This is a genomic window from Streptacidiphilus jiangxiensis (genome assembly GCF_900109465.1).
GTDB lineage: Bacteria > Actinomycetota > Actinomycetes > Streptomycetales > Streptomycetaceae > Streptacidiphilus > Streptacidiphilus jiangxiensis.
The window spans coordinates 38,508-64,875 of record NZ_FOAZ01000034.1 but is presented as its reverse complement, the minus strand read 5'-3'; the positions used below and the strand labels follow the sequence as shown (position 1 = coordinate 64,875).

Here is a 26,368-nt window from a genome sequence, read left to right as displayed (position 1 = left end):
GCCCAGGCGATGTCGCGTTCCTCGCCGAGCACGTCGATCCCGGCGACGGTGGTGGTGATCCCGGCCGGCAGGACGGTCACCTCGTCGCCGACCCGCAGCACGCCGGAGGCGAGCTGGCCGGCGTAGCCGCGGTAGTCGGGGTGGTCGGCCGACTGCGGGCGGATCACGTACTGCACCGGGAACCGGGCCGGCTCCTGGCTGGGGTCGGTCCCGACCGGGACGGTCTCCAGGTGTTCCAGCAGCGTCGGGCCGCCGTACCAGTCCATGTTCGCGGACGGCTCGACGACGTTGTCGCCGGCCAGGGCGCTGATCGGGACCGCGACGACGTCGGTGACGCCGAGCGAGGCGGCGTAGGCGCCGAACTCCTCGGCGATCGCGGCGAAGACGGGCTCGGCGTAGTCGACCAGGTCCATCTTGTTCACGGCCAGCACGACGTGCGGGACGCGCAGCAGCGCGGCGACGGCCGCGTGGCGCCGGGTCTGCTCGACCACGCCGTTGCGGGCGTCGACCAGCACGACCGCGAGCTCGGCGGTGGAGGCGCCGGTGACCATGTTGCGGGTGTACTGCACGTGGCCGGGGGTGTCGGCCAGGATGAACCGGCGCCGGGGGGTGGCGAAGTAGCGGTAGGCGACGTCGATGGTGATGCCCTGCTCGCGCTCGGCCCGCAGGCCGTCGGTGAGCAGCGCGAGGTCGGGGGCCTCCTGGCCGCGCTTGCGCGAGGCGTGCTCGACGGCCTCGAGCTGGTCGGCCAGCACCGACTTGGAGTCGTGCAGCAGCCGGCCCACCAGGGTGGACTTGCCGTCGTCGACGGAGCCGGCGGTGGCGAAGCGCAGCAGTGAGGTGGCGGTGATCTCGTCCGCGGTCACGGTCATGGTTAGAAGTACCCCTCGCGCTTGCGGTCCTCCATGGCGGCCTCGGACATCTTGTCGTCCGCGCGGGTGGCGCCACGTTCGGTCAGGCGGCTCGCGGCGATCTCGGTGATCACCGCGGCGATGGTGTCGGCGTCGGAGTCGACGGCGCCGGTGCAGGACATGTCGCCGACCGTGCGGTAGCGCACCAGGCGCCGCTCGACGGTCTCGCCGTCCTTCGGGCCGCCCCACTCGCCGGCGGTCAGCCACATGCCGTTGCGGGCGAAGACGTCACGCTCGTGGGCGTAGTAGATCTCGGGGAGGTCGATCTTCTCGCGTTCGATGTACTGCCACACGTCCAGCTCGGTCCAGTTGGACAGCGGGAAGACGCGCACGTGCTCGCCGACCGCGTGGCGGCCGTTGTAGAGCGACCACAGCTCGGGGCGCTGGCGGCGCGGGTCCCAGGCGCCGAACTCGTCGCGCAGGGAGAAGACGCGTTCCTTGGCGCGGGCCTTCTCCTCGTCGCGGCGGCCGCCGCCGAAGACGGCGTCGAAGCGGCCCGTCTCGATGGCGTCGAGCAGTGGGACGGTCTGCAGCGGGTTGCGGGTGCCGTCGGGGCGCTCGCGCAGCCGTCCTGTGTCGATGAACTGCTGGACGGAGGCGACGTGCAGGCGCAGGCCGTGCTCGGCCACGACCCGGTCGCGGTAGGCGAGGACCTCGGGGAAGTTGTGGCCGGTGTCCACGTGCAGCAGCGCGAACGGCACCGGCGCGGGCGCGAAGGCCTTCAGCGCCAGGTGCAGCATGACGATGGAGTCCTTGCCGCCGGAGAAGAGGATCACCGGGTTCTCGAACTCGCCCGCCACCTCGCGGAAGATGTGGACGGCCTCGGCCTCCAACGCGTCCAGGTGCGACAGACGGGTCGGTGCGGACCGCGGTGGCGCCGGGGGTGGGGTGGAAGTCTGGAGCACTAGACGAACGCCTTCTCAGCCAGGAAGTTCAGCAGCGCCGAGGCGGACTCGGCCACCGACTCGATGTCCGCACGCAGCCTCAGGTCGGGTGACGTGGGCACCTCGTAGGGGTCGTCCACGCCGGTCAGACCGGAGATCTCACCGGCGGCCTGCTTGGCGTACAGGCCCTTCACGTCCCGCTCGGAGCAGACGTCCACCGGGGTCGCGACGTGCACCTCGAAGTACGCGGTGCCGCTGCTCACGTGCCGCTGGCGGATCGCCGCCCGCGCGTCGGCGTAGGGGGCGATCACCGGCACGAGGACGAGCACCCCGTTGCGCGCGAGGACCTCGGCGATCATGCCGACCCGTGCGATGTGGGCGCGCCGGTCCTCGCGGGAGAAGCCGAGGTCGGCCGAGAGGGCGGCGCGGACCTCGTCGCCGTCGAGGATCTCCACCCGTCGGCCGTCCGCGCGCAGCCGCTCGGCCAGCGCGGAGGCGATCGTCGTCTTCCCGGCGCTGGGCAGGCCGGTCAGCCACACCGTCGCCCCGCAGCCGCAGCAGGTCGGCGCCGCGTCGCGGGCCTCAGTCCGAGTCGTCGTCATGGTGTCGCCCTCCCAGGGCCGATGCGTCCTCCACCCGCCGGATGCGGCGGATCGGGGAGGCGAGGATGAGCAGAGAAGTGACGGTCATCGAGACCGCGATCACGTACAGGGCCGAGCCCGCGGTGAGCCGGTCGGCGAGCCAGCCGCCGAGGAGGCTGCCGACGGGTGCGAGGCCGAGCGAGACCAGGCGGTACCCGGCCGTGGCGGACCCGAGGAACCGCTTGGGCGGGATGGCCTGCCGCATGCTGACCGCGTACACGTTGTACTGGCCGAGAGCGAAGCCGTTGAGGAGGAAGGCGGTCCCGTAGAGCGGGATCGTCGGGACGTGGGAGGAGAGCAGCGGGCCGATCAGGAAGCCGGCCGAGGCTCCGACCAGTCCCACGACCAGGCTGCGGCCGGCGTGCCGTCGGTCGGCCAGGCGACCGGCGGCGGCCGAGCCGAGCAGGGTGCCGATGCTGCCGAACCCGATGAGCAGGCCGATCGTGCCGGCCGTCAGGTGGGCGGCGCGCACCCCGTACACCAGGAAGGCCGTCAGGAACGCCTCCTCGTGCAGGTTGAACAGCCCGGACTGGACGCACAGGTCGCGCAGGGGGCGGCAGCCGAGCGTGAACCGCAGCCCGGCCAGGGCCGACCGGCCCCGGCCCGCGGTGGCGCGGCCGCCGGCTCCGCCCCGGCTCCCGGCCCCCGTGTCGTCGGACGCGAGCCCCTGCTCCAGCGGCAGCAGCCAGAAGGCGGCGAACGCGCCGACGAACAGCGCGGTGGCGAGCGTCAGCGACAGCGGCAGGCCGACCTGCTGGACCAGTACCCCGGCCAGTGCGGGCCCGGCCATCTGCGACACCGAGTTGCTGGACTGCAGCAGGGCGTTGCCCCGGGTCAGTTCCTCGGGCCGCAGCAGGCTCGGGATGCCGGCCTGGTAGCCCACGTCGTAGACGACGCTGCCCGTGCCGACCACGAACGCGGTCGCGAGCAGCGCCCAGAAGGTCACCCCGGTGAGCGCGCACATCAGCCCCAGCGCGCCGAGCGCCGCGCCTCTGGCCAGCGTGCCGGCCAGGATGAGCCGACGGGTGGGTGCGCGGTCCGCCAGCACGCCGGCGCCGAGCGAGAAGAGCAGCACCGGGACGAACTGGGAGCCGGAGACGAGCCCCGCCTGCGAACCGCTGCCGTGCAGTCGGGTGACCACCAACAACGGCAGCAGGAACAGGGTCACCTGGTAGCCGACCCGGGCTGCGGCGTCCCCGACGAAGAGCTTCTGGAAGACGGGCAGCGCCCACAACCGCCGTGGCGGTGGGGCCGTGGGCGCAGCTGGCGACTGGTTGATGAGGTTCACCGCAGGAAGGGCTTCCATTCGCGCACCGCGACGACGGTGACCCCGGTGGTGGCGAAGTAGGGGTCGGCCGTCAGGATCCGGTCCACCGCTTCGCGGTCCGGCACGTCCAGCACGATGACCGCGCCGGAGTCGTCGGCCAACGGGCCGGCCAGCAGCACCTGGCCCTGCGCGTGCAGGGCGGTGAGCTTGTCCCGGTGCGCCGGCCTGGCGGCGAGGCGCTCGGCGGACTCGCCGAAGGCGAGCTCGATGATCCACATGTTCTCGTCTCTCTCTTTCTCGTCCTCGTCCGCGCCCGCGTCAGAGGCCGACCGGTGCGCCGACCGGTGCGCCGACCGAGGCGTCGGCCGATGTGGCGGCCGGTGCAATGGTGACCTCGATCGCCTGTCGCACCACGGCCTCGTACTGGTCGAGCTCCTGCGGGGTCGCCGCGTCGATGAGGAAGGTGACCACCCGGTCCCCGGACTCCTCGAACGCGCCGACCACGCTGCCGCCCGGTTCCTGCAGCACCAGCACCGCGCGCAGCGCCGGGGCGTCGCCGGGCCGGCCCGGCGACATCACCGGCCAGGCCTCGCCGTCGGCCGCCCAGAGCGGTTCGGCGGCGCCGTCGAGGTGGATCCGCACGTCCTGGAGGACACCGGGCGGGGTCTCCAGGTAGACCTGGCGCGCACAGCGGGTGGGGGTGGGGTGGTCCACCGGCTCGCCGAGGGCCAGGGCGATGATGTCCGGCTCCAACGCGTGTCCGGTCGCCAGGTGGTACAGCGGCAGGATGCCGTCGCCGGGTGTCCTGGCCGCGGCCTCCATCAGGAGCGCCCGGCCGTCCGGGGTCAGTCGCAGCTCGCTGTGGATGACCCCGGAGCCGAAGCCGAGGGCGGCCACCACGGTGCGGTTGGCGGCGAGCAGCGCGTCGCGCGCCGGACCGGGCGGCTCGGGGACGGTGTGCGAGAGCTCCACGAAGCGGCCGGCGCCGCCCTCGTTGGTGCCCTTGGCGGTCACCGACTCGAAGACCACGCGGCCGTTGTCGACCAGCGCCTCGACCGAGTACTCCGGGCCGTGGACGTACTCCTCCACCAGCAGCGTCTCCTCGGCCGGGTAGTCGGCCAGGCAGGCCGCCAGCTCGGCGGGGTCGGCCACGGTGCGCACTCCCGAACTGGAGCGCCGACCTGAGGGCTTGAGCACGGCCGGGAAGGACAGGGAGGCACCGGCCTCGGCAGCGGCCTCGGCCCGCCCGCCCGGCGGCAGCACCACCGCCGCCGGGCTCAGCCCGGCGAGGTAGGCGCGCTGCAGGTACTTGTTGCGGCACACGCGGGTCGCGCGCAGCCCGGGGGACGGCAGGCCGAGGAGGTCGGCGACGACACCGGTCTGTTCCACCAGCATCTCGCCGGCGGCGAGGACCCCGGAGAGCTCGTACCGGGCGCGCCACGCGAGGACCTGCGCGACGGTGTCGGCGGTGAAGCCGCCCTCGACGCCCACGGTGCCGCGGGCGAAGCCGATCTCGGCGATCTGCGTGATCGGGCCGTCCTCGGTGGCCAGTTGCCGGGCCGCCTCGGCACGCCACTCCTCCCCGGTCAGCACCAGGATCGCCAGTCCCCGGCGGGACAGCTCGTCGAGGTAGAGCCGGTTGCGCAGGATCACCCGCAGCCCGCCGAGCAGCACGAACGCGCGGGGCTTCATCACTCGTAGCCGAACTGCTGGAGCAGGTCGCCGAACTGCTCGTTGAAGCGGGCCAGGTTGCGCTCGTTGAAGTACTCGCGCCAGGTGCCGGTGCGGCCCTTGAAGAAGCTCCAGGAGTTCTGGTTGTAGACCGTGTCGGCCACCTTCTCCGGGTCCAGGTCGCTGCCGATGTGGGTGAGCAGCCGGCTCACGGCGTCGAGCTGGCGCTCGCGCGTGCCACCGCCGTTGGGGCCGACCAGGTCCTCGTAGCTGACCTTGCACACGTCCGGGTGCCGCAGCATCCACAGCGAGCGCTCGAACTGGTCGCGGCCGAGGAAGGAGGTGTCGCGCAACGCGTAGTCGATCTTCTCCTCCCAGGTGTCCATCGAGGTGAGCACGCGGTGGAAGATGTCGAACTCGTAGAAGTTGCCGTAGCCGGCGGCGGTCTTGCCCTCCAGGAAGTTGATCATGGAGACCACGGTGTCGCGGGGGTCGCGGTAGTTGAAGATCAGCCGCGGCGACCCGGTGGACACCCACTCCTGCAGGAAGGTGCCGTCCACCTTGTCCAGGTCGAGTTCGTGGTACATCCAGCACAGCCCGGGCGGGGTGTCGGCGAAGCGGCTGTAGTTGATGTGCGGGTTGGTGATCACCGAGTCGGCGTGGTCGAGACGGGTCTGACCGTAGCGGTTGACCACGCGCTGCCCGAGCCGACGCTGCCAGCTCCAGCCCAGTGCGGCCCAGTCGTCCTGGGTGCGGCGCCGCAGCTCGGCCGAGCTGACCGTCTGCAGTTCGGCGTACTCCTCGCGGGAGCGGGTGATCGAGGCGATCTGCAGCAGGGCCTCGTCGTCGAACTCGGGGGTGTTGTCCGGCGCGGGACGCGGCACGCCGGTCATCTTGTAGCCCAGTTCCAGCATCAGACCCTGCATCAGGTGGGTGCCGGTCTTCTGCAGCGAGACGACCATGGTCCGGGGTGCTTGTTGCACGTGCGGTACTCCTCAAGAACGCCCCGTCGCGGGGCAGTGGGGCAGTGGGGCTGCTTACGGGTGTGGCGGAGGCGGCGCGGGACCCTCCGTCGCTCAGGCGGAGGCCGAGCCGAACTCGCGCCGGTAGAGCACGCCTTCGGACCAGACCAGGTCGAGCTGGCCCCACTCCATGGCGGACGCCGCGTCGGGGAAGAAGCTGCGGCCGTTGTAGTTGGCGCTGGTGTTGCAGAGCACCGGGACGCCGCTCCACTTGTGGTACTCGCGCAGGATCGCGAAGAGCGTGGGGTCGTCGTGCTGGTTGACGGTCTGCAGCCGGGCCGTGCCGTCCAGGTGCATGATCGCCGGCAGGCGGTCCACCCACTCGGGCCGGACCCAGTGCTCGAAGAGCATGTGCGGGTCGGGCGTGCCCGGGTCGAAGATCTTCGGCGCGTGCTCCTCCAGGCAGATGGGAGCGACCGGCCGGTAGTACTCCCGCGACTTGGCGTCGTTCAGCGCCTTCTTCATCGTGGTGTCGACGGCCGGGGCGATGATGCTGCGGCCGCCGAGCGCGCGCGGGCCGAGCTCGGCGCGGCCGTTCAGCACGACCGCCGGCTGGCCGGTGCGGTGCAGCAGCCGGGCCAGCTCCTCCGGGCGGCAGGGGGACACCGTCCAGCCCTGCGGCACGTGCGGGGTGCGGTCCAGGGCCGGGCCCAGCCGGGTGCCCCACTCGATCGGCCGCAGGCCCTCGCCGCGGGCCGCGGCCAGGGCGGCCGTGCCGATCGCGGAGCCGGAGTCGTCCGGGAACGGCGGCACCCACATGGCCTTGATGATCGGGTGCGCCCGCAGTGCGCTGTTCCACTTGATGTTGAGCGCGCAGCCGCCCGCGAAGCACAGGTTCCAGGGCTCGTCGCCCTTCCAGGCGCGGATCTTGGCGGCGAGACGCTCGATCAGCATCTCCTCCAGGAACTCGTGCACGCTGGCCAGCACGTCCTCGTCGGAGACGCCGAGGGCGTTGGTCCGGGCGTGCACGTCGTCGAGGAAGGCGTGCACATACGCGTGCGAGCCCTCGCCGGTGCTGCCGCAGCCGATGATCTCGGCGCGGTAGCGGTGCACCTGCGGCGTGTCGGCCTCGAAGTGGGCGTGGAACTCCTCGCGGAAGACCTTCTTGATCTCCTCGCGGGCCGTGCCGAGGGCGATGTAGGCCATCATCTTGCCGGCCACCGAGAGGTCGTCGACGTTGCGCGACTTGGCGGTTCGCTTGAACGGGCCCCAGTGCTGCGAGGCCATCGAGTAGGTGTGGCCGATCAGCGGGAAGACCTCGCCGCCCGGCTCGATCCGGCCGTCCGCGTCCACGCAGTACAGGCGCGGGAAGCAGCCGCCGTCCCAGACCATGACCATCGAGGCCTCGCCGCGGCGGGCGAACGGGCTGGTGCAGTAGGCGGCGGCCAGGTGGCTGCCCACGTGCACGTAGCTCTCGTACTTCTTGCTGCGGCCGCCGATCAGCAGCTCGCCCAGTCGGCCCGGCTGCAGCGGGTCGGGCACCTGCGCCGTCTCGCGGTAGGGCGCGACCAGCAGCTCGACGGGGGAACCGCCGGACAGCCGGGCCAGCCGCCCGAACTCGGCGCCGTCCCAGCCGTCGACGGCCCAGGTGCCGATGTCGTCGAGACGGTATCCGAAACCGCCCAGAATTCCGACGAGATCGTCAAGTTCGTCAACGTTGCTGTAGCGGGCACCGTTGGCAAGCTTCTGCATCTCGATGTTGAACTCGAGCTTTCCGTCGTTGAGCAGGGCTATGCCGCCGCTCTGGGTCAGCTTCAAGCCAGCGGTGATCATGACAAATTCTCCCGAGTGTTCCGATTGCCCCGTCCGCCCGTGATCCCGGGGGAGGGCGCTGCATGCCCGTTCCGTCTCGCCGCATGCAGGGCCGACGGCCTGTCATCACCTGAGGGGTCGAGCCATTCAGGGTGTAAATGCGACAGGAGTCGCCTGGGCAGCTGTTGTCCGTGTTTGCCGCCATTGGCAGTGCGCAAGCGACCTGGAGGTGCCGATTCCGCAATTGACAGCACCAAGCACGTCGCCGAACCTCATGATCACTGCCGTTGGCGAACTCGATTCTGCCGAGCAGAGGAAGCGGGAGCGACACGTGAGGACGTTCGTGCCCACGCACGGCGTCAACCGGAAGGGGTGGGGTACGCATGCAAGCAGGCGACGCAGATGCCGCGGGCGACTGCACGCGGAACGGAGCCGGCATCTGCGAGGCCGGCATGCGGGTCTACCAGCAGGCCTGGGCCGACGGCGGGGCGCCGACCGCGGCGACCCCCAAGTGCCTCACCCGGCTCGGGCTCGTCCACGCACTCGCCGACGACCCGAACACCGTCGTCCCCATGCCCCCCGACATCGCCGCGGCCGACCTCTCCCGGCCGCTGGAGGAGGCGATCTCCGAGCAACAGGAGCAGCTGTCGAAACTGCGCCGGGCCGTGGCCGAGGCGGAACCGGTGTACCGCGAGTTCCTGGACCGCAGTCGCCCCGCGATACGCCAGCTCAGCGGCGCCGCGACCATCTCCACCGCCCTGGCGGAGGCCGTCGACTCCTGCCGCTTCGAGCTGCTCACCGCCCAACCCGGCGGCGGGCGCCCGGCCGAGATCCTCGAGCAGGCGCTCACCCGCGACCTGGCACTGTCCGCCCGCGGCGTCCGACAGCGCACGCTCTACCAGCACACCGTGCGCAACCATCCGCCCACCCGCGCCTACATCCAGCGGGTCTCCGAGCACGGCGCGCAGGTGCGCACCATCAACCAGGTCTTCGACCGGCTGATCATCTGCGACCGCGCCATCGCCTTCGTCCCCGCCGGACCGGACCGGCAGCACTCCGCACTCGTCATCAACACCCCGTCCCTGGTCGACTACCTGGTGAAGGTCTTCGAGTACATGTGGGACCACGCGGTGACCCTCTCCGTCGAACCGGGCGGTGGAAGACCGGAACTGCTCACGGACCGGGTCCGGCGCGACGTCATCCGCCTGGTCGTCGACGGGTGCACGGACGCAGGCATCGCCCACAAGCTCGGCATCAGCACCCGCACGGTCTCCAAGCACATCCAGCGCGTCTCCGAGGAGCTGGGCAGCCGCAGCCGCGCCCAACTCGGCTATCTGGTCCACGCCGAGGGCTGGTTCCGCGACGAGTAGCGCCTGCCCGGGCGGCGCCGGGTTCTGCTTTGCGCACTGCGGGAAACGGACCGGCCACACGTCCCTGACCAGCCTCATCGCTTCGAAACAATGAGAGCGGGCCTCCGCCCGCCACCCCTCAGACAGGAATCAAAAGATCATGGCTTTCGCGCAGAGACTCCTCATCGCCGCCCTCGCCGCCCTGGCCCTGCTCCTCACCGCCCCCGGCCACGCGCCGGCCCCCACCACCTCCCAGGCGTCCGCCACACCCCAGGCCGTCGCCCCCGCCGACTCCGGCTGGGGAGCCTGATCCACTGGCGTGAGCCGGGACCTGGGGCGACCGCCTCAGGACCACGGGCGCGCGGCGGACGGCGGAGATCCCGCGGATCAGTCCGCGCGTTCCAGGCGGAGACTGCTGCCGACCGGGATCGCCGCCCACACCGCGCTGACGTGTGGGAGCGTCGCGATGACCGCGGCGGTCCGGATCAGGGCCGCGGCCCGTTGCGGTCCGATGGGATCGAAGTCGAAGCCCATGCCGGTGGACCACGCCGTCGCGTCGAGGTCGGCCCCGGCCGGGGCGTCGGAGAAGAACAGGACGAGCTCCACGCTCCACAGCTGCGTCTGCCCGAAGCCGTCGTCCCGGTCGCTCTCGTCGCGCACCGCGAACTGCCGGGTGAAGGCGAGCGCGGGACGGTTGTCGTGCCAGGCCCAGCGGCCGCACTGCACGCTGAACCCGTCGCCGTCGTCCTCCGCCGGCTCGATCCCGTCGATGTCCGTCTGGACGAACTCCTGGAACGCGGACCATGCCCGCGTGACGTCGTCGACCGCGTCCGGGTCGAGTCCCTGGCGCCGAAGAAGCAGCGCGAAGGTCTCGGAACTGTTCGTCCAGTGCGTGGCCATGCGGGATGCTAACCGCTCCTCGTCCGACGCGAAGCCGCCCACCGATCTCATCGGGGCCGTGTGCGCCTTCGGACAACTCCTGAGTCGACGCCGTGTCAGGCCTCGGCCTGGGCCTGTGCGGCGCGGCGGACCGCGTGGTTGCAGCGGGCCAGGAGTTCGCGCAGTTGGGTGCGTTCGGCCTCGGTCAGTTCCTCGGCGATGGCGTGTTCGATGGCGCAGGCCCTGGCGTCGGCGAGGGTCAGGGCGGTGTGGCCGGCGGGCGTGAGGCGCGTCTCCAGGACGTTGCCGTGCCAGGGGTGGGGCGCGCGTTCGACCAGGCCACGGTCGGTGAGGTTCTTCAGCACCACGGCCATGGCCTGCGGGGTGACCTGGCAGGCGCGGGCCAGAGCCGCCCCGCTGATCCCGGCGTTCTCGGCCAGCACATGGAGGGTGGCGTACTGCGGCACGGTGAGTCCGGCCGGTTCCACCGCGGCCCGCTTGGCGGCCATCAGCTCCTGCTCAGCGCGTCGGATGTCGAGTCCGAGGCGCTCGTTCGCGGGCATTCCCATGATCCCACCATACAAGGCTTGGCGAGAGACAAGCTGGTTGACAGTCATCAATGCTTTGATGATGATCCATGTGTTGAAGATCGGACAGGGGAACCATCGGAAGGATCTGTTGTGACATCAGCAAACGGGGGACCGGCAGGCCCAGGGGAGCAGGTCGACCTGGCGTTCCTGGAGACGCCCGGGCTGGCGGCCGCCTTCGTCGCCGGGAACCGGCCACGGGCGCACGGTGCAGGGCTGGACGTGTACGAGTACGACCGGGTGACGGCCGACCTGACCTCCCTGTTGGACTGGCCCGTGCGCTGCGAGGCGTCCGGCCGAGAGCACCTGACGGTAGGTGAGCGAGCCGCGACGGCGCAGACGGCGGGGGCGGCGTACCGGATGGCCGCGCGCTGGTTCCACTTCGGCACGCTGCTCCCGCACCCCGACCGCGCGGCGGTGGCCCGGCTCGCGCTGGAGGCGGACCGGGCCATGGGTCGGGCGTTGGCCCTGCTGGACCCGGCGGCCGAGCGGGTCGAGGGCGAGGGCTTCGCGGGGTGGTTGCGGCGGCCGGCCGAGGGCGGGCGCGTTCCGGTGGCACTGGTGGTGCCCGGGCTGGACTCCAGCAAGGAGGAGTTCCATGCCGTGATCGAGGCGCTGTTGTCGCGGGGGCTCGGCGTGCTCGCGATCGACGGGCCGGGACAGGGCGTGCTGGCAGGTACGAGCACGTTCGAGCCCGAGTACCAGCAGATCGCCGGTCGAGCCCTGGACGCCCTGTCCGAGCGGAGCGATCTGGATGTCGAGCGGTCGGCCGTGGTGGGCCTGAGCCTGGGTGGCTGGTTCGCCGCCAAGTCTGCCGCGGGCGAACGCCGGCTTCGGGCTGCGGTGTTGGTCAGCGGGCCCGGCCGGCTGGACTGGGCGGGTCTGGTGCCCTTCGTCACGGCCACCCTGGCACAGCGCTGCGGCGGCCCGGCGGCGGCGCGCAGCTTCGCCGCGCGGGTGGACCTGGCCGGCCTGGCCGAGCAGCTCACCGGACCGGTCCTGCTGGTCGAGGGGGGTGAGGACCGCATTCCCGGAGTTCTGAACGCGGGCGATGTGCGCACCGAACTCCCCTCCGGGGAGCTCCTCCTCGTCCCGCACGGGAACCACCTCCTGGGCAACGCGCAGGGCGAATGGCTGCCGCAGGCAGCGGACTGGGTGGTGAGGGCCCTGGCGGACGCCGACGCCAACGCCGATGCCGATGCCGATGCCGACGCCGACGCCGATGCGGGCGTGTGCGCCTGATACTGCGCCAGTCGAGGGCGGGGAGGGGGGTTCGTGGCGCGGTCTGCGCCGCGGCCCCCTGGTTCGCTGCCCGTGATCCATGCGCGATCTGCTCCCGGGCGGGGAGTGCGCGGCTCGGTGCAACTCCAGCAGGTATCGACCGCCTTCACTCTGCTGCGTGGGCGTTTCGTGTGGTAACCCTGGTGGGTGGAGGAGAGGGAACAATGACTTTCCGTGATGTCCTGAACCAGGGGCTCGTCCACGGCATCGGCCATGCCGATGCAGATCGGCGCGCTCTTCGTCATGCGGTCCGCGGCTCGGACGAGACGTGCCCGCGCCTGGCCCGGCTCACCTCCCGACCGTCCAGGGGGCCGCGGTGACGCACCGTTCGTACGCGCTGGGGCTGGCGATCGTCGCCTACTCCGGGTTCGCGGTCAGCGGTGCCCTGTTCGCCGCGGGCTCGCTGGCCCACGTCGGCGGGGGTGACGCGCTGCTGGTGTTCCTGTCGGTGCTCACCGTGCTGTGGACGGCGGCAGGCGTCGTCGGTGCTCGGCTTCTTGTCGTGTTCGAGCGGGCCTGGGACCGGCAGTTCGACGAGACCGGGACGTCGTGGGCGGTCCGCGAGGCTGAGCGGATCCTGCAGAAGGCGGGCGAGCAACGGTGAGCGGCGCGGCCGACGGGACGTCGGCGGCGGGGGCCGTGCGGCACTGAGTCGTCGCCGGTGTGGGGTCGGTGTCGGCTGGGGGGAAGCCCACCAGGCCCGTCCGTGACACGGTCGGCGTCCGGCTGAAGCCGCCCCAACTCAGACGCTCATGGGCGCGGGTCCTCCGGCTCGGCACAGACCGTCGTGCAGGCGTGGACGAAGTCCTGGACGATCCGGTCGTGGTCGGCGGCCGCGCTCCACGCGACCGCGACGTGGCTGGGGCTGACACCGGTGACGGGGCGGTAGACGATACCGGGGCGTTGGTAGAAGCGGGCGGTGGCAGCGGGCGTGAGGCTGACGCCGTAGCCGTTGACGATGGCGTTGAGCCACTCGTCGGGGTTGTGCGCCACGACGCCGATGCGGGCCGGGTGGCCGTCGCGTTCGTCGGCGGCCAGCCACCAGTCACGCCACGAGCCGGACTCCGGCGGGGTGGCGACGAACGGCTCGTCCCACAGGTCGTGGAAGGGAACTTCGGAGACCTGCGCCAGCCGGTGACCGGCGGGCAGCGCGACCCAGCGGGGCTCCGTCAGCAAGGTCGTGACGCGGAAGGCCTCCTGACCGGGGAAGGGGAGCCGCAGCAGTGCGGCGTCGACCGAGCCGTCGGCCAGGCCCGCCGTGGGGTCCGCCCAGTCGGACTGGTGCATCTCGAGGCGCCAGCCCGGGTGCCGCCGGGCGAAGGCGGCGACGATCTCCTGCGTGTGTTCGTTGGCTGCGCTGGCAACGAAGCCGATCCGCAGCGTACGCGCGGCCCGGCCGGCGGCCGCGCGGGTCCGGCGCAACGCGACCTGCCAGGCGGTGAGCACGGCGGTGGCCTCGCTCGCCAGTGCGGCGCCGGCGGGAGTCAGCGTCATCCCGGCACGGGACCGGACGAACAACTCGACGCCCACCTGGGTTTCCAGCTGCTTGATCTGCTTGGTGAGCGCCGGCTGCGAGACGAACAGGCGCTCCGCGGCGCGGGTGAGGTTCCCTTCCTGGGCGACGGCGGTGAAGTAGCGCAGCAGGCGGGTGTCGATGTCCATGCCGCCAGGTTATGGAACCAGGTATTGGACGCCCCCGACCAGGGTCCGGCAGCCTTGATCACGTGAGCGGAACAGCTCGCCGGACGACTCGAGGGAAGCGGCATCATGACCAGCACGAACCCGAAGATCGAGGCCATCAGCAGGTTCTTCGCCGCCTACGCGGCCTACGACCTGGACGGCATGCGGCAGGTCCTGACCGACGACCTCGAGTGGACCATCCCCGGCCACCATCCGTTGTCCGGCACCAAGCACGGGGTCGAGGAGATCGTGGCGTTCTTCACCCAGCTCGGCAAGGCCGGCTTCCAGGCCGAGCCACTGTTCCTGGAGGCCAACGACGAGTACGTCGTCGACATCCACCGCGGCTGGTCCACCGAGGGAGTCGGCAAGGTCGACACGATGTGGGCGCTCGTGTGGCACTTCAACGCCGACGGCAAGGTGGATCGGGTCCGCAACCTGTCCGGTGACCAGCATCAGATGGACGCCTACGTCTGGGCCAACTACAGCTTGGCCCCGCTCCCTGACCGGCTCGCCTGACGCGTGCCGCCCCGGACATGACTCCTGCCTCGACCAGTGGAGGACTTTGGGCGTCGCCGTCCTCGGGCCGGCCGCCGCATCGGCCACGCGTCCTGCCGTTCCGTCGAGCCGGCGTGCTCGGCCCGACGGAACGGCAGGGTCGGCTCGGACCCGGGGGTCAGCCCAGTTCGGCGGAGAGGAAGTTCGCACCGTTGTACGAGCCCCAGCCTGTCACCCGGTCGTAGCCGGTGCCGGCGCTGTATGCGCCGTTGCTTCCGCCGGTGACGTCGTGGAACGCCTTGCTGTAGTTCGACGACTGGGCCAGGGCGTAGATGGTGGAGTTGGCGAAGCCGAAGGACGGCTTGCCCTTGGCGGCGGCCTCGCTGTCGTAGATCGCGGTGAAGGCGGCCCAGTTGGGGGCGGCGGCGCTGGTGCCGCCGTACTCGGTCCAGGCGCCCTGGCTGTAGACGGACCAGCCGGTGCTCGGGTTGGCGTCGGCGGCGACGTCGGGCACGTACCGGGACCCGCTGGTGTCGACCTTGCTCTGGAAGCTCGGCGTGGCGAACTGCGAGGAGACGCCGCCGCCACTGCCGCTCCAGGCGGTCTCCTTGCTCCAGGCGCCGGAGGAGTTGAGGGAGAGCGTGGTGCCGCCGGTGCCGGAGACCCAGGGGTCGGCGGCGGGGAAGTCGACGGAGGTGCCGCCGTTGCCGGCGTCGTCGGAGCCGCTGTCACCCGACGCCGCGTAGACGGACTGCCCCTGGGCGGCGGCCTCCTGCAGGTCGGTGTCGACGGCGGTCAGGTTTGAGGGGGTCTCGCCCGCCTCGTACTGGCCCCAACTGGTGGAGATGACGGGGACGTCGTCGCTGACCAGCGCCGCGTAGACGGCCAGTTCGCCGGCGTCGCTGTTGGGCGCCTCGTAGACCTTGACCGAGGCCTGCGGGGCGAGGGCCTGGACGACCTCGATGTCGAGCTCGACCTCGTCCTGGCCGGAGGTGTCGGTGGTGCCGCCGCCCGCGGCGCGCACCACGGGTGTGGGCGGGGTCAGCGCGTAACCCTTGTCGTAGGTGGTCACGTCCGACTGCGTGTAGGCGGAGAACTCCAACAGGCCGACGGTGACGCCGTGGCCGTTGTAGCCGGCGCCGATGGCCGGGGCGACGTTGTACGCGGAGCGGGCGTGCGCGGGGGTCAGACCCGGGTGAGTCGCCCCGGGGGACGCCGTCGCGGTCGTCTTGCGGGCCAGGTTCGTGTGGTAGTGGGCGTAGTTGTTCAGGCCGGCCACGTCGGTGACGTCGGCGGCGATGGCGGCGGGGAGCACCGGGGCGGCGGTGTTGGCGTAGAAGTCCTGGCGTGAGGCGGGGTCGCGGTAGTCGGCGAGGGTGGCCCCGAAGGCCTTCTCGACCTGGGCGGCGGTGCCGCGGGCCTGCACGCTCAGGTGGTTGGCGCTGACCTGGCCGACGGTGAGCCCCTGGCTGCGCAGATACGCGGTGACCCGTGCGACGGTCCGCGCCGTAGCGCCGAAGCGGTCCGCGAACTGCTGGACCGTCAGGTAGTGCCGGTACTGCGGGGATTGGGGGTCGGTGACCTGTCCAAGGAAGGCGGTCAGGGCCGCCTGGTCGCGCAGCGCGAGGCTGAGGGTGACGGGTATCGACCGGCGGGCGTCGACCGCTCCGACGCGCTGGAAGTGGGCGATCGCCGGGAGCACGTCGCCGTGCAGCGCCGCCGGGGTGGTGGTGGCCTGCGCGGGCACGGCCAGGGCGAGGGCGAGGATCGGCAGCGGCGCTGCGAGGAGTCCGACGGCGGAGCGGATCGTGAGCTTCACGGGGGTCCTCCTGGGACGACGGGGTGAGCGAAGGCAGGATCACTCGGAGCGAGAGCCATGCGCATGACAAGCCATGTGCGCCAGGACCGCGCAGCTCCAGGCGTCCTGATATGTCATCACAGCCGGTGGTGCCGATCTGCGTCAACGCTCCCCAGGTCGTCGCCATGCAACTGTCACGTGGCGTCACAGAAGCCGCCGGCGGGCGTGCCCCGCCGTGCCGCGCCACATTCGAGGGAAATAATGGTGCACATCCCCCTCGGCCACCCACGTAAGGGGCGCGCCCCATGACAGCGGACCCCACCGCCAGGACCACAGGCCCGGCGCGCTTCAGCGAGGAGCGCTCCGCCGAGGTCGTGGCCGCCTCCTTCGCCGGTACCCCCGATGCGCGGCTGGGCGAGGTCATGACCGCGCTCGTGCGGCACTTGCACGCGTTCGTGAAGGACGTCGAGCCCACCGTCGACGAGTGGGCGGCGGCGATCGGATTCCTCACCGAGGTGGGTACGGCCTGCACGCCGGTGCGGCAGGAGTTCGTCCTGCTCTCCGACGTCCTCGGCGTGTCGATGCTGGTGGAGACCATGAACAACCGTGCGGACAGGGGCACGGAGTCGACCGTGGAAGGGCCGTTCCACCTCGTCCGGTCGCCCGCGCGCGAACTCGGCGCCGACATCGCCCTGGACGGCAAGGGGGAGCCGTGCCTGGTCACCGGCACGGTCCGCGGAGTCGACGGCACCCCCGTCCCCGGCGCGGCCGTGGACGTGTGGCAGGCCAACGCGGACGGCTTCTACGACGTGCAGCAGCCGGAGCAGCAGCCCGAGGGCAACCTGCGCGGGCTGTTCACCACCGACGACGAGGGCCGCTTCTGGTTCCGGTCGATCGTGCCCCGCTACTACCCGGTCCCCACCGACGGGCCCGTCGGCCGCCTCCTCCAGGCGACCGGCCGCCACCCGAACCGACCCGCCCACATCCACTTCGACGTCCGGGCCTGCGGCTACCGGCCGCTGCTCACCCACCTGTTCGTCGCGGACACGCCCTACCTCGACTCGGACGCCGTCTTCGGGGTGAAGGACAGCCTCGTCCGCGAGTTCCCCACCGTCGACGACCCTGCCCGCGCGGCCGAGGTCGGGCTTCCCAACCCGTTCCGGGCCGTCCACTTCGACGTGGTGCTGCGGCCCGAGACGCCCGCGGACGGTGCCTGAGGCGCGCCTGACGGACCACCCGCATCCGCAGTTCGGACACCAGGAAGCAGGCTCAGCCGTGACCGCCCTTCAGCCGTTCACCTACCACTCCCTGCCGATGCGCGTGGTCTTCGGCCCCGGCGTCGTGGCGTCGCTGCCTCAGGAGATCGAGCGCCTCGGGTACCGGCGGGCGCTGGTCCTGTGCGGCCCGCAGCAGCAGGCCACGGGCGGGATGGTCGCCGACGCCCTCGGGAGCCGTGCGGCGGGCGTTCTGGCCGAGGCGCGCATGCATGTCCCGCTCGAGGTCGCCGACCTCGCCCGGCAGCGCGCACGCGAACTCGGCGCGGACTGCTGCGTGGCCGTGGGCGGCGGTTCGGCGGTCGGCCTGGGCAAGGCCGTCGCGCTGGAGCACGGGCTGCCGGTCCTCGCCGTGCCCACCACCTACGCCGGCTCGGAGATGACGCCCGTCTGGGGGCTGACCGAGAACGGACGCAAGCGCACCGGACGCGACCCGCGCGTCCTGCCGGTCAGCGTGTTCTACGACCCCGAACTCACCCTCACCCTGCCCGTCGGTCTCTCGGTGACCAGCGCGGTCAACGCCGCCGCGCACGCGGTCGAGGCCCTGTACGCGCCCGACGCCAACCCGGTGATCTCGCTCATGGCCGAGGAGGGCGTCCGCGCACTCGTCGACGCCCTGCCTGCCGTCGTCCGTGACCCCGGCGACCTGGAGGCCCGGGGCCAGGCCCAGTACGGAGCCTGGCTCAGCGGCGCCTGCCTCGGCGCCACGACGATGTCCCTGCACCACAAGCTGTGCCACAGCCTCGGCGGCACCCTCGACCTGCCCCACGCTCCCACGCACACCGTCGTCCTCCCGCACGCCCTGGCCTACAACCAGCGGGGCGCCCCGCAGGCAGTGGCCGCGCTGAGCCGCGCGCTCGGCGGTGCCGCCGACCCGGCCCGCCGCTTCTTCGACCTCGCCGGCGAGCTCGGCGCCCCGCGCTCACTGCGGGAGCTCGGCATGGCGGAGACCGCCATCGCGCGCATCGTCGACGAGGTGCTCGCCAACCCGTACGCCAACCCCGTCGAGGTCACCGCGGAGGGCCTGACCGCCCTCCTGCACGCCGCATGGGCGGGCGAGCCGCCGCAGGCCGCCGGGCCGGAGTGAGGTCGGCGACGATCCGCTCCCGCGGGGAGCCGCTCGGGGATCAGATCGCGTCGCGGCTCCCGGCCGGGTCGTTGGGGTGCGAGTGGACGGAGGTGACCGTCGAGGTCATCCACGGCCACAGGGGAAGTGTCCCGAGTACCGCCTCGTACAGCTCGGCCTCGTCGGCGGCCCGCCACAGGCCGATACTGCGCAGCTCACCCACCGGGCGCCACAGCCTGACCAGGTGCCCGGCGCGGGCCAGTTCCGCGGCCTGCACGGCTTCGGCCGCGCGCATCCGCTCGACCTCGGCCGGCTCGGTGCCCTCGGGCACGGTGGTGGTCAGCTCGACCAGGAACTCCTTCACGGTCTCTCCTTCTGATGCTGGTGCGACGGCTGTGGACAGTGCTGGTGCGACGATCGGTCAGGCGGCCTTGAGCCGGGCGGCGGTACCGGACTGCTTGAGCTCTGCGGAGACGTTGCCGAAGCGAGTGGGTGAGCCGAAGAGCACCGCGTCGGCCCACTCGATGTCCTCGGCGCTCGCCTCAGGTCCGGGTTCAGGCGGGCGCTGAGGCCGCGTGCACGATCTCGTGCTGCCACTGCGCACGCGGCTGCCGGTGCAGCGCCCAGTAGTGCTCGGCGATCAGCTCGGGGTCGGCGTCGGTGCCAGGCACGATGGCGCAGTCCACGGTCACGGTGGCCACGTGCACGCCGAACGGGCCGTACTCCTGGTCGAGGATCCGGGTGAGCGCGCGGACACCGGCCTTGCCGAGGGACAGGCTCGTGCTGCGGCTGAGGGGTCGCGGCATGCCGCCGGTGATGATCACCGTGCCGCCGCCGTTCCGGGTCATCTGCGGGGCCAGGTGGGTGGCCGCGTCCATCGCGCCGAGCACGTTCACCGACCACGCGTCCAGGTGCTGCTGCGTGCTCAGTTCGCCCGGCCGGTCCGGCTGGATGATCGCGGCGTTGTACACGAGCACGTCGGGCACGCCGTGAGCGTCCACAGCGGCGTCGAGGGCGGCGTGGAGCGCGGTACGGTCGGCGCTGTCGGCGCGCAGCGCGAGCACCTGCCCGGAGGTCCGCGTGCGGACCGCGGCGGCGACCTCGTGCACGGCTCGGCTACGGGCGATCGCTGCGACGGGCAGTCCCTCGCGCGCGAACCGCGCGGCGACCGCGGCGCCCAGGCCGGCTCCGGCGCCCACGATGACCAGTCCTGGCATGGGAATCTTCTCCAACTCGCGTGATGTTGAACGCGATGACCGTAGGTCCTCTCATCGGTGTGAGGAGCAAGCCCTGCGGCATCGCCGCAGGTAGGAGCGGAGAGCACGGATGCAGATCGGCGAACTCGCCGCCCGTTCCGGCGTGCCGGAGCGGCTGCTGCGGTACTACGAGGAGCGCGGGCTGCTGGCCCCTGAGCGGACGACCGCGGGTAGGCGTCGCTACCAGGAGTCGGACGTGCTGCGTGTCGACACCATCCGGGCGCTGCTCGCCGCGGGGCTGAACACCGCGAACATCGCGGTCATGCTGCCCTGCGTGGGGTACGACGCGGGTCGGCTGCTGCCGCAGTGCCCGGAGATGGTCACGCGGCTGGCCCGGCAGCGCCGGCGCCTCGACGAGTCGATCGAGGGACTCGAGCACTCTCGTCGCCTGGTCGACGCGCTCCTCGCACAAGCAGGGCCATGACGTGGTCACGGCCCTGCTTCCGGGTCTGCATCGTTGGGCTGGCGGGTCACGCCTCAGGGACGATCCGAGCGTTCAGGAAGGGTCGCGCAGACCCAGCAGCGCCAGCGCGTTCTCCTTCAGGATCAGCGGCTTGACCTCGTCCTTCATCTCCAGCTTCGCGAAGTCAGCGAACCACCGGTCCGGGGTGACCACGGGGAAGTCCGAGCCGTAGAGCACCTTGCGGGCCAGCGGGCCGGACAGCTGCCGCACCAGCTGCGGCGGGAAGTACTTCGGCGCCCAGCCCGACAGGTCGATGAACACGTTGGCCTTGTGGGTGGCGATGGAGATCTGCGTGTCCACCCACGGCACCGCGGGGTGGGCCATGACGATCCGCAGGCCGGGGAAGTCCGCGGCGACGTCGTCGAGCAGGAGCGGGTCGCTGTAGCGCAGCTTGATGCCGCGGCCGCCGGGCAGTCCGGCGCCGATCCCGGCCTGGCCGGTGTGGAAGAGGGCGATGGTGCCGAGCTCCTCCAGCGTCGCCCACAACGGCGCGTACGCCGGATCGTTGGGCGCGAAGGCCTGCAGCCCCGGGTGGAACTTGAACCCGCGGACGCCGTACTCCACGGCAAGGCGGCGTGCCTGCCTGCACGCGTCGGCGCCCCGGTGGGGGTCCACGGACCCGAAGGGGATCAGCACGTCGGCGTGCTCGGCCGCCTGCTCGGCGATCTGCTCGCTGGACAGCGGCGGGTGGCCGAGTCCGTGGCCGGCGTCGATGGTGAAGACGACGGCGGCCATGCGCCGCTCGCGGAAGTAGGCGGCGAGGTCCGCCACGGTGGGGGTGCGGTTGTGGTCGCCGCGGAAGTACGCGGCGGAGGCGTCCATCAGCTCCTGGTCGAGGGAGTGGTGTCCGTGGCCGTCGGCTTCGACGTGGGCGTGGAAGTCCAGGGCGACGATCGCGTCGAGGTCGATGCGGGGGGAGTAGGTCATGGTTCCCGTCGGCTTTCTAGGGCAGGGTGCGGTGGTCGCGCTTGTGCTGCAGGAGGGCCACCAGCAGTTCGTCGCGCTGGGCGACCAGCTCGGCCTGGTCCAGATCGGCGAGTTCGTCGTCGACGCCGCTCACCAGCTGCGCGACGAGCGTGGGCGACAGGCGGGCCGGGCGCAGGTCCTTCATCCACTCCTCAGCGGGCGGGCCCAGGTGTGCGAGGGTGTGCGCGAGGCCCCCGGCGCCGCCCGACAGATGCTGGTTGACCAGCGGCCCGAGTAGCGCCCAGCGCAGGCCGGGGCCGTGGCAGATCGCGGCGTCGACGTCCGCGACGCTCACCACGCCGCGCTCGACCAGTGAGTAGGCCTCCTGCCACAGCGCCGCCTGGAGCCGGTTGGTGACGTGGCCGGGCAGCTCCTGGCGGACGTGGATCGGGCGCTTGCCGAGGCCGGTGTAGAACGCCATCGCCTGTTCGACCGCGGCGGGGTCGGTCCGGGCGCCGGGGACGACCTCGACGAGCGGGATCAGGTGGGCCGGGTGGAAGGGGTGCCCGACGAGCACCCGCTCGGGTGCGCGGCCGCACATCTCCTGCAACTGACTCGGCGTGAGGCCGGACGAGCTGCTGGCGATGACGGTGTCGACCGGTGTGGCCGCGTCCAGGTCGGCGAACAGCCGCTGCTTGAGCTCGATCCGCTCCGGCCCGCTCTCCTGCACGAACCGCGCCTCGGCCACGGCCGCGGCGAGATCCGCGGTGAAGGTGAGCCGCTGCGGGGACGCGCCGCCCGCCAGGCCGAGTCGCCGGAGTGTGGGCCAGGCCTGGGCGACGGCCTCCCGCAGACGCCGCTCCGCCCCCGGCGCCGGGTCGTGGGCGACGACGTCGTGACCGCCTGCCAGGAAGAGCGCCGCCCAGCTCGCGCCGATGACTCCGGTGCCGACGACCGCGACGGTGCCCGGGTCCCCGACCCCGACCCCGTTCATCGGTCCTCCCGGCGTGCGCGGGCGTAGGCGGCGTAGGAGTCGAGGGCGCCCGGATCCATCAGGGCGCCGGGCGAGGCGACCTCGTCGGCGGCGGCGCCGCGCAGGATCTTCTTGATCGGCACCTCGAGCTTCTTGCCGGTCCTGCTGTAGGGCACGGCGGTGACCGGCACGATGCGGTCGGGCACGTGACGCGGGGACAGCGCGGTGCGGATCTCCCGGTTCAGCCGTGCCGTCAACTCCTCGTCGACGGCCGTGCCGTCGGCGGGCACCACGAAGAGGATGAGCTCGCCCATGCCGCCCTGCGCGTCCTCCAGGTGGACCACGAGGGCGTCGTTCACGGAGGGCAGGTCCTGCAGGACCCGGTAGAACTCGCCCGTGCCCAGCCGCACGCCGCCCCGGTTGAGGGTGGCGTCGGAGCGGCCGGTGATGGTGCACGACCCCTGCTCGGTGAACCGGCACCAGTCGCCGAAGCGGAAGACGCCGGGGAAGTCCTCGAAGTACGCCGCCCGGATCCTGCTGCCGTCCTCGTCGCCCCAGAAACCCACCGGCATGGACGGCATCGGCGAGGTGATCACCAGCTCGCCCAGTTCGCCGACCACGACCCGGCCCTGCTCGTCGAAGGCCTTCGCGTCCACACCCAGGCTCGCGCCGGACATCTCGCCGACGTAGACGGGCTGCAGCGGAGACGCCTGGACCAGGCCGGTGCACACGTCGGTGCCCCCGGAGCCGACGTTGAGCAGCACGCGGTCGCCGAACTGCTCGTGCACCCAGCGGAAGCCCTCCGCGGCGAACGGGCTGCCGGCCACGCCCAGTTGCCGCAGCCGGGACAGGTCGAACTCCTCGGCCGGGCGGACGCCCTCCTTGCGGCAGGACATGAGGTACCCGGGGCTCGCGCCGACCAGCGTCGCGCCGGTCTCCGCCGCGAGCTGCCACTGGAAGCGCAGGTCGGGGTGGAGCGGGTTGCCGTCGATCATCACCACGCCGCTGCGCAGCAGCAGCGCGGAGATGAGGTTGTTCCACATCATCCAGGCGGTCGTGGTGAACCACAGCAGCCGGTCGCCGGGGCCGAGGTCCCAGTGGAACGCGTGGTTCTTCAGGTGCTCCAGCAGGATGCCACCGTGGCCGTGCACGATGGCCTTGGGCTTACCGGTGGTGCCGGAGGAGAACAGGACGTAGAGCGGGTGGTCGAAGGGGACCGGCTCGAAGGAGAGCGGTTCGTCCGCGTCCGCCGCGAGCGCCTCCCACGACACCGTGTCCGGGACCTGCAGCGGGCCGTAGGGGACGTGGACCACGTGCGCGACGGTGGGCAGGGCGGCGCGCAGCTCCGCGACGTCCGCGCGCTTGTCGATCGGCTTCTCACCGTAGGTGTAGCCGGCGACGGTGAGCAGCACCTTCGGCTCGACCTGCTCGAAGCGGTCGATGACGCTGCGCGCGCCGAACTCGGGGGCGCAGGCGGCCCAGGTCGCGCCGAGGCTGGCGGTGGCCAGGAACGCGACCAGCGTCTCCGGGACGTTCGGCAGATAGGCGGCGACCCGGTCGCCGCGGGTGACGCCCAGCCGCCGCAGCCCGGCCCGCACCCGGCGCACCTGGTCGGCCAGCTCCGCGAAGGTGAGCTCGACCCGGTCGCGGGTCTGCGAGACGGCGATGACCGCGAGCTCGTCGGCGTCCTCGGGCTGCCCGAAGGCGTGCTCGGCGTAGTTCAGGGTCGCGCCAGGGAACCAGCGCGCGCCCGGCATGCCCCGGTCGTGCTCGGCGAGCACCGCCGTCGGCGGGGTGTGGGCGCGCACGCCGAAGTAGTCCCACACGCTGCGCCAGAAGTCCTCGAGACGGTCGACGGACCAGTGCCGCAGCTCGTCCCACGAGGCGAAATCGTGCCCGCGTTCCTCGCGCAGCCAGCGCAGGAAGCCCTGCACGCGCGCGTCCCGGGCAGCGTCGGGGTGCGGCGGGTGGAGAACCTCGGGGACGGTCGGGAGAGTCGTCTCGCTCGCACTCATCGCTGCACCACCTTGGCGGCTCGGCCGGACAGGAAATCGTTCATCCGCTGCTTGGCTTCGGGGCTGCTCTGGGCGACCGCTGCCATCAGCGACTCCATCAGCAGGCCGGTGTCGGGATCGGCTCCCGCGATGCGCGGCAGCGCGTGCAGGACCGCGAAGTTGGTGACCGGCGAGTTGCCGGCGATCTGCTCCGCGAGCTTCAGTGCCTTGTCGATGCCCTCGCCCTCGTCGACGAGGTAGTCGACGAGCCCGTCGCGCACGCCCTCCTCGGCGTCCAGCACGCGGCCGGTGAGCATCATGTCGGTCATGCGCTGCACTCCGACGATCCGGGAGACGCGCACGGAGGCTCCGCCGCCCACGAACAGACCGCGCGCGCCCTCGGGGAGGGCGAAGAAGGCGGAACGCTCGGCGACCCGCAGGTGCGCCGCGGTGGCGAGCTCCAGGCCGCCGCCCACGACCGCGCCCTTGAGCACCGCGATCACGGGCACGGGGCCGCCCTCCATCCTGGCGAAGGCGGCGTGCCACATCCGGGAGTGGTGGACGCCGGCGACGGCGTCGCGCTCGCTCATCTCGCCCAGGTCGAGGCCGGCGGAGAAGTGGTCGCCCTCGGCGGCGACCACGACGACCTTGGCGAACGGCGGGAGCGCGTCGAAGAAGCGGCCGATCCCCTGGATCGTCGCGTCGTCGATCGCGTTGCGCTTCTGCGGTCGGCAGAGCGTCAGGACGGCAACCTCGCCGCGCTGTTCCACGCGCAGCGAGGCGGGAAGGTCCCAGGTCGATGCATCCACCCTGATCCAATCATAAGGAAACCTGATGGTTCCGAGGGTGGAGTATCATCAGGGAACCTGTCAATACGCTCGGGGAGTCGTCGATGAGTGAGCACCGCAGCGAGCCCTCGCTGCTGTATGCGGCCAAGCGCCTGGAGCTCGCCATCCGAGCGCACCTCGACGACATGCTCCGCGAGTCCGGGGTGACCACGATGCAGTACACCGCGCTCACGGTCCTGGCCCACCGGGACGGGATCTCCGCGGCGCAACTCGCGCGGGACTCCTTCGTGACGCCGCAGTCCATGGCGGACATGCTGAGGCTCCTCGACTCCCGCGGCCTGATCAGCCGCCGCCCGAACCCGGAGAGCAAGCGGGAACTCCTGGTGCACATCACCGACGAGGGCCGCGAGCTGCTGACGACGTACGCCGACGCTGCCGCCGCGATCGAGAACCGCATGACCGACGGGCTCTCCGCCCGCCAGGTCACCGAGTTCCGCACGGCGATCCACGCCATGTGGGAACACCTGCGCTGACCCCCCTCTGCCCCGTCCGCCCCGTCCGCGACGCGCCCCCCCGCGACGTGCTCGCGCGGGGTGGGCCGTCGGCCGGGTGCCGCCGGGCCGGGTGGGGCGGGCGGCGATAAAATCCGGAGCATGGCAGAGCGCCCCGGGGCGTCGCGTCTGCTGCTCGAAGTCGACGGCGACGCGCAGTTCATCGGCTCGAATCACGGCCACCGGGTCCGGCACCTCGACGTCGGTCCCGGCAGCCCGCTGCGCCCCGGCCTGCCGCGGCGCCGGTACGAACCCGCGGTGATGCCTCGGTGAGCGCGGCGGACGGGACCGACCCGGCGGAGCCGGAGGACTTCCGGCCCACCCACGTCGCGCCGATCGAGGGCCTGGCCACCTGGATGAGGCCCGACTTCTCCGAGCCCAGCGTCCGCCTGGACCCGCTGCTGCCGCTGCTGGCCGTCGACGTCCGCGGCGACTGGACCCGCGTGGTCTGCTCCAACGGCTGGACCGCCTGGGTGGACGGCCGGCTGCTGGTCTCTCTCCCGCACAGTCCCCCGGGGGCCACCCAGGCGCTCGCGCGCTCGGCCGACCCCCGGCCGCTGCTGCGCCGACTGGAGCAGGCGCTCGCGCACTACCGCGAACAGGTCGAGGACGTCACCGAGGGCACCATCGACCTGGAGACCTTCCGCCGGCTCACCCGCGGCCTGCGCCTGGGCCTGGTGCTGGACGGGGACGCCGCCTGGCTGCTCGACGAGGAGCAGAGCCGCTGGGTCTACTACGACGGCCTGCAGCTGCACACCTACGCGACCGTCGAGCCCCCCGACACCGGCGCGCATCCGGTCACCGGGGCCCAGGGCCCGCCGACCTGGGTGCCCGGCGACGCCTGACGGGTCCCGACCCCGACGACACGACGCCCCGACGA

General features: G+C 72.0%; 29 protein-coding genes and 1 pseudogene. 11 read left to right on the top strand and 19 right to left on the bottom strand.

Annotated elements, in window-relative coordinates; genetic code table 11:
- The 8 genes from BMY61_RS39220 to BMY61_RS39185 all read right to left on the bottom strand — a co-directional run.
- Positions 1-872 (bottom strand): sulfate adenylyltransferase subunit 1 (locus BMY61_RS39220; RefSeq protein ID WP_075004236.1); only part of this gene is annotated, 872 nt, incomplete at its 3' end.
- Positions 873-874: 2 nt separating this feature from the next.
- The gene (gene cysD / locus BMY61_RS39215) at positions 875-1,816 is read right to left on the bottom strand and encodes a sulfate adenylyltransferase subunit CysD (RefSeq protein WP_075004235.1); all 942 of its coding nucleotides are present in this window, start codon (positions 1,814-1,816) and stop codon (positions 875-877) included.
- Positions 1,816-2,397 (bottom strand): adenylyl-sulfate kinase, encoded by a 582-nt coding sequence (cysC, locus tag BMY61_RS39210; RefSeq protein ID WP_042442554.1) that lies wholly within the window; start codon positions 2,395-2,397, stop codon positions 1,816-1,818. Before cysC ends, cysD begins: the two co-directional genes overlap by 1 nt.
- Entirely contained in the window at positions 2,378-3,742 is a 1,365-nt protein-coding gene (locus BMY61_RS39205) for an MFS transporter (RefSeq protein ID WP_082014729.1), read from the bottom strand. Before BMY61_RS39205 ends, cysC begins: the two co-directional genes overlap by 20 nt.
- Positions 3,721-3,981, bottom strand: a complete 261-nt coding sequence (locus BMY61_RS39200) for a YciI family protein (protein WP_042442557.1) — start codon at positions 3,979-3,981, stop codon at positions 3,721-3,723. Before BMY61_RS39200 ends, BMY61_RS39205 begins: the two co-directional genes overlap by 22 nt.
- A 40-nt stretch (positions 3,982-4,021) precedes the next feature.
- Positions 4,022-5,395 carry an ATP-grasp domain-containing protein gene (locus tag BMY61_RS39195; protein WP_042442558.1) on the bottom strand — a complete coding sequence of 458 codons (1,374 nt, stop codon included), beginning with the start codon at positions 5,393-5,395 and terminating at the stop codon, positions 4,022-4,024.
- On the bottom strand, positions 5,395-6,357 hold the full coding sequence (locus BMY61_RS39190; protein ID WP_143094744.1) for a sulfotransferase domain-containing protein: 963 nt from the start codon (positions 6,355-6,357) through the stop codon (positions 5,395-5,397). Before BMY61_RS39190 ends, BMY61_RS39195 begins: the two co-directional genes overlap by 1 nt.
- A gap of 93 nt (positions 6,358-6,450) precedes the next feature.
- Positions 6,451-8,169, bottom strand: a complete 1,719-nt coding sequence (locus BMY61_RS39185; protein ID WP_042442562.1) for a carbamoyltransferase N-terminal domain-containing protein — start codon at positions 8,167-8,169, stop codon at positions 6,451-6,453.
- Positions 8,170-8,531: 362 nt separating this feature from the next.
- Here BMY61_RS39185 and BMY61_RS39180 point away from each other — a divergent pair, with 362 nt between their 5' ends.
- The gene (locus tag BMY61_RS39180; RefSeq protein ID WP_042442564.1) at positions 8,532-9,518 is read left to right on the top strand and encodes a helix-turn-helix transcriptional regulator; all 987 of its coding nucleotides are present in this window, start codon (positions 8,532-8,534) and stop codon (positions 9,516-9,518) included.
- 139 nt (positions 9,519-9,657) lie between these two features.
- Complete coding sequence (locus BMY61_RS46775; RefSeq protein WP_161791193.1) at positions 9,658-9,807, top strand: hypothetical protein; 150 nt, start codon at positions 9,658-9,660, stop codon at positions 9,805-9,807.
- Positions 9,808-9,884: 77 nt separating this feature from the next.
- On the opposite strand, the gene BMY61_RS39175 is transcribed toward BMY61_RS46775, so the two are convergent.
- Positions 9,885-10,397, bottom strand: coding sequence for a hypothetical protein (locus BMY61_RS39175; RefSeq protein ID WP_042442566.1), 513 nt, complete (start codon positions 10,395-10,397; stop codon positions 9,885-9,887).
- Between the two features lie 95 nt (positions 10,398-10,492).
- Positions 10,493-10,945, bottom strand: a complete 453-nt coding sequence (locus tag BMY61_RS39170) for a MarR family winged helix-turn-helix transcriptional regulator (protein WP_236655849.1) — start codon at positions 10,943-10,945, stop codon at positions 10,493-10,495.
- Between the two features lie 111 nt (positions 10,946-11,056).
- Here BMY61_RS39170 and BMY61_RS39165 point away from each other — a divergent pair, with 111 nt between their 5' ends.
- The gene (locus tag BMY61_RS39165) at positions 11,057-12,205 is read left to right on the top strand and encodes an alpha/beta hydrolase family protein (protein ID WP_075004234.1); all 1,149 of its coding nucleotides are present in this window, start codon (positions 11,057-11,059) and stop codon (positions 12,203-12,205) included.
- A 355-nt stretch (positions 12,206-12,560) separates the two neighbouring features.
- On the top strand, positions 12,561-12,848 hold the full coding sequence (locus BMY61_RS39160; protein WP_143094743.1) for a hypothetical protein: 288 nt from the start codon (positions 12,561-12,563) through the stop codon (positions 12,846-12,848).
- 146 nt (positions 12,849-12,994) lie between these two features.
- Here BMY61_RS39160 and BMY61_RS39155 read toward each other — a convergent pair whose 3' ends face one another.
- Positions 12,995-13,906 (bottom strand): LysR family transcriptional regulator, encoded by a 912-nt coding sequence (locus BMY61_RS39155; protein ID WP_042442571.1) that lies wholly within the window; start codon positions 13,904-13,906, stop codon positions 12,995-12,997.
- A gap of 105 nt (positions 13,907-14,011) precedes the next feature.
- Between BMY61_RS39155 and BMY61_RS39150 the strand changes: the two genes are divergently transcribed.
- Entirely contained in the window at positions 14,012-14,440 is a 429-nt protein-coding gene (locus BMY61_RS39150; RefSeq protein ID WP_042442573.1) for a nuclear transport factor 2 family protein, read from the top strand.
- Between the two features lie 157 nt (positions 14,441-14,597).
- On the opposite strand, the gene BMY61_RS39145 is transcribed toward BMY61_RS39150, so the two are convergent.
- Positions 14,598-16,238: a S53 family peptidase gene (locus BMY61_RS39145; protein WP_042442574.1), complete on the bottom strand. Its 1,641-nt coding sequence runs from the start codon at positions 16,236-16,238 to the stop codon at positions 14,598-14,600.
- A gap of 284 nt (positions 16,239-16,522) precedes the next feature.
- On the opposite strand from BMY61_RS39145, the gene BMY61_RS39140 reads away from it, so the two are divergent.
- Together BMY61_RS39140 and BMY61_RS39135 are read left to right on the top strand one after the other, a co-directional pair.
- The gene (locus tag BMY61_RS39140; protein WP_042442576.1) at positions 16,523-17,434 is read left to right on the top strand and encodes a dioxygenase family protein; all 912 of its coding nucleotides are present in this window, start codon (positions 16,523-16,525) and stop codon (positions 17,432-17,434) included.
- Between the two features lie 58 nt (positions 17,435-17,492).
- Positions 17,493-18,578 (top strand): maleylacetate reductase, encoded by a 1,086-nt coding sequence (locus BMY61_RS39135; RefSeq protein WP_236655850.1) that lies wholly within the window; start codon positions 17,493-17,495, stop codon positions 18,576-18,578.
- 40 nt (positions 18,579-18,618) lie between these two features.
- Here BMY61_RS39135 and BMY61_RS39130 read toward each other — a convergent pair whose 3' ends face one another.
- The 3 genes and pseudogenes from BMY61_RS39130 to BMY61_RS39120 form a co-directional block, all read right to left on the bottom strand.
- Positions 18,619-18,921 carry a muconolactone Delta-isomerase family protein gene (locus BMY61_RS39130; RefSeq protein WP_042442578.1) on the bottom strand — a complete coding sequence of 101 codons (303 nt, stop codon included), beginning with the start codon at positions 18,919-18,921 and terminating at the stop codon, positions 18,619-18,621.
- A gap of 90 nt (positions 18,922-19,011) precedes the next feature.
- Positions 19,012-19,104: pseudogene (locus BMY61_RS48150) on the bottom strand (NAD(P)H-dependent oxidoreductase); the annotation flags it as partial.
- A gap of 7 nt (positions 19,105-19,111) precedes the next feature.
- The gene (locus BMY61_RS39120) at positions 19,112-19,774 is read right to left on the bottom strand and encodes an SDR family NAD(P)-dependent oxidoreductase (protein WP_042442580.1); all 663 of its coding nucleotides are present in this window, start codon (positions 19,772-19,774) and stop codon (positions 19,112-19,114) included.
- A gap of 109 nt (positions 19,775-19,883) precedes the next feature.
- On the opposite strand from BMY61_RS39120, the gene BMY61_RS39115 reads away from it, so the two are divergent.
- Complete coding sequence (locus BMY61_RS39115; protein WP_042442581.1) at positions 19,884-20,237, top strand: MerR family transcriptional regulator; 354 nt, start codon at positions 19,884-19,886, stop codon at positions 20,235-20,237.
- A 72-nt stretch (positions 20,238-20,309) separates the two neighbouring features.
- On the opposite strand, the gene BMY61_RS39110 is transcribed toward BMY61_RS39115, so the two are convergent.
- The 4 genes from BMY61_RS39110 to BMY61_RS39095 are packed head-to-tail and all read right to left on the bottom strand — an operon-like array spanning position 20,310 to position 24,958.
- Entirely contained in the window at positions 20,310-21,203 is an 894-nt protein-coding gene (locus tag BMY61_RS39110) for an amidohydrolase family protein (RefSeq protein ID WP_143094742.1), read from the bottom strand.
- 16 nt (positions 21,204-21,219) lie between these two features.
- Positions 21,220-22,176: a 3-hydroxyacyl-CoA dehydrogenase NAD-binding domain-containing protein gene (locus BMY61_RS39105; protein WP_042442583.1), complete on the bottom strand. Its 957-nt coding sequence runs from the start codon at positions 22,174-22,176 to the stop codon at positions 21,220-21,222.
- Complete coding sequence (locus BMY61_RS39100; protein WP_042442584.1) at positions 22,173-24,170, bottom strand: acetoacetate--CoA ligase; 1,998 nt, start codon at positions 24,168-24,170, stop codon at positions 22,173-22,175. The genes BMY61_RS39105 and BMY61_RS39100 overlap by 4 nt, the downstream gene beginning before the upstream one ends.
- On the bottom strand, positions 24,167-24,958 hold the full coding sequence (locus BMY61_RS39095; protein ID WP_042442585.1) for a crotonase/enoyl-CoA hydratase family protein: 792 nt from the start codon (positions 24,956-24,958) through the stop codon (positions 24,167-24,169). The genes BMY61_RS39100 and BMY61_RS39095 overlap by 4 nt, the downstream gene beginning before the upstream one ends.
- An 83-nt stretch (positions 24,959-25,041) precedes the next feature.
- On the opposite strand from BMY61_RS39095, the gene BMY61_RS39090 reads away from it, so the two are divergent.
- From BMY61_RS39090 to BMY61_RS39085, 3 genes are all read left to right on the top strand, one after another.
- Complete coding sequence (locus BMY61_RS39090; protein WP_042442587.1) at positions 25,042-25,470, top strand: MarR family winged helix-turn-helix transcriptional regulator; 429 nt, start codon at positions 25,042-25,044, stop codon at positions 25,468-25,470.
- 120 nt (positions 25,471-25,590) lie between these two features.
- Entirely contained in the window at positions 25,591-25,761 is a 171-nt protein-coding gene (locus BMY61_RS46770) for a hypothetical protein (RefSeq protein ID WP_161791194.1), read from the top strand.
- Positions 25,758-26,333 carry a hypothetical protein gene (locus BMY61_RS39085; protein ID WP_042442589.1) on the top strand — a complete coding sequence of 192 codons (576 nt, stop codon included), beginning with the start codon at positions 25,758-25,760 and terminating at the stop codon, positions 26,331-26,333. Before BMY61_RS46770 ends, BMY61_RS39085 begins: the two co-directional genes overlap by 4 nt.
- Positions 26,334-26,368 lie beyond the last annotated feature (35 nt).

Bases quoted from the DNA above. Each gene is read 5' to 3' on its own strand.
- cysC (WP_042442554.1), bottom strand. From the start codon at position 2,397: ATGACGACGACTCGGACTGAGGCCCGCGACGCGGCGCCGACCTGCTGC.
- BMY61_RS39205 (WP_082014729.1), bottom strand. From the start codon at position 3,742: ATGGAAGCCCTTCCTGCGGTGAACCTCATCAACCAGTCGCCAGCTGCG.
- BMY61_RS39200 (WP_042442557.1), bottom strand. From the start codon at position 3,981: ATGTGGATCATCGAGCTCGCCTTCGGCGAGTCCGCCGAGCGCCTCGCC.
- BMY61_RS39195 (WP_042442558.1), bottom strand. From the start codon at position 5,395: ATGAAGCCCCGCGCGTTCGTGCTGCTCGGCGGGCTGCGGGTGATCCTG.
- BMY61_RS39185 (WP_042442562.1), bottom strand. From the start codon at position 8,169: ATGATCACCGCTGGCTTGAAGCTGACCCAGAGCGGCGGCATAGCCCTG.
- BMY61_RS39180 (WP_042442564.1), top strand. From the start codon at position 8,532: ATGCAAGCAGGCGACGCAGATGCCGCGGGCGACTGCACGCGGAACGGA.
- BMY61_RS46775 (WP_161791193.1), top strand. From the start codon at position 9,658: ATGGCTTTCGCGCAGAGACTCCTCATCGCCGCCCTCGCCGCCCTGGCC.
- BMY61_RS39175 (WP_042442566.1), bottom strand. From the start codon at position 10,397: ATGGCCACGCACTGGACGAACAGTTCCGAGACCTTCGCGCTGCTTCTT.
- BMY61_RS39170 (WP_236655849.1), bottom strand. From the start codon at position 10,945: ATGGGAATGCCCGCGAACGAGCGCCTCGGACTCGACATCCGACGCGCT.
- BMY61_RS39155 (WP_042442571.1), bottom strand. From the start codon at position 13,906: ATGGACATCGACACCCGCCTGCTGCGCTACTTCACCGCCGTCGCCCAG.
- BMY61_RS39150 (WP_042442573.1), top strand. From the start codon at position 14,012: ATGACCAGCACGAACCCGAAGATCGAGGCCATCAGCAGGTTCTTCGCC.
- BMY61_RS39140 (WP_042442576.1), top strand. From the start codon at position 16,523: ATGACAGCGGACCCCACCGCCAGGACCACAGGCCCGGCGCGCTTCAGC.
- BMY61_RS39120 (WP_042442580.1), bottom strand. From the start codon at position 19,774: ATGCCAGGACTGGTCATCGTGGGCGCCGGAGCCGGCCTGGGCGCCGCG.
- BMY61_RS39115 (WP_042442581.1), top strand. From the start codon at position 19,884: ATGCAGATCGGCGAACTCGCCGCCCGTTCCGGCGTGCCGGAGCGGCTG.
- BMY61_RS39110 (WP_143094742.1), bottom strand. From the start codon at position 21,203: ATGACCTACTCCCCCCGCATCGACCTCGACGCGATCGTCGCCCTGGAC.
- BMY61_RS39105 (WP_042442583.1), bottom strand. From the start codon at position 22,176: ATGAACGGGGTCGGGGTCGGGGACCCGGGCACCGTCGCGGTCGTCGGC.
- BMY61_RS39100 (WP_042442584.1), bottom strand. From the start codon at position 24,170: ATGAGTGCGAGCGAGACGACTCTCCCGACCGTCCCCGAGGTTCTCCAC.
- BMY61_RS39090 (WP_042442587.1), top strand. From the start codon at position 25,042: ATGAGTGAGCACCGCAGCGAGCCCTCGCTGCTGTATGCGGCCAAGCGC.
- BMY61_RS46770 (WP_161791194.1), top strand. From the start codon at position 25,591: ATGGCAGAGCGCCCCGGGGCGTCGCGTCTGCTGCTCGAAGTCGACGGC.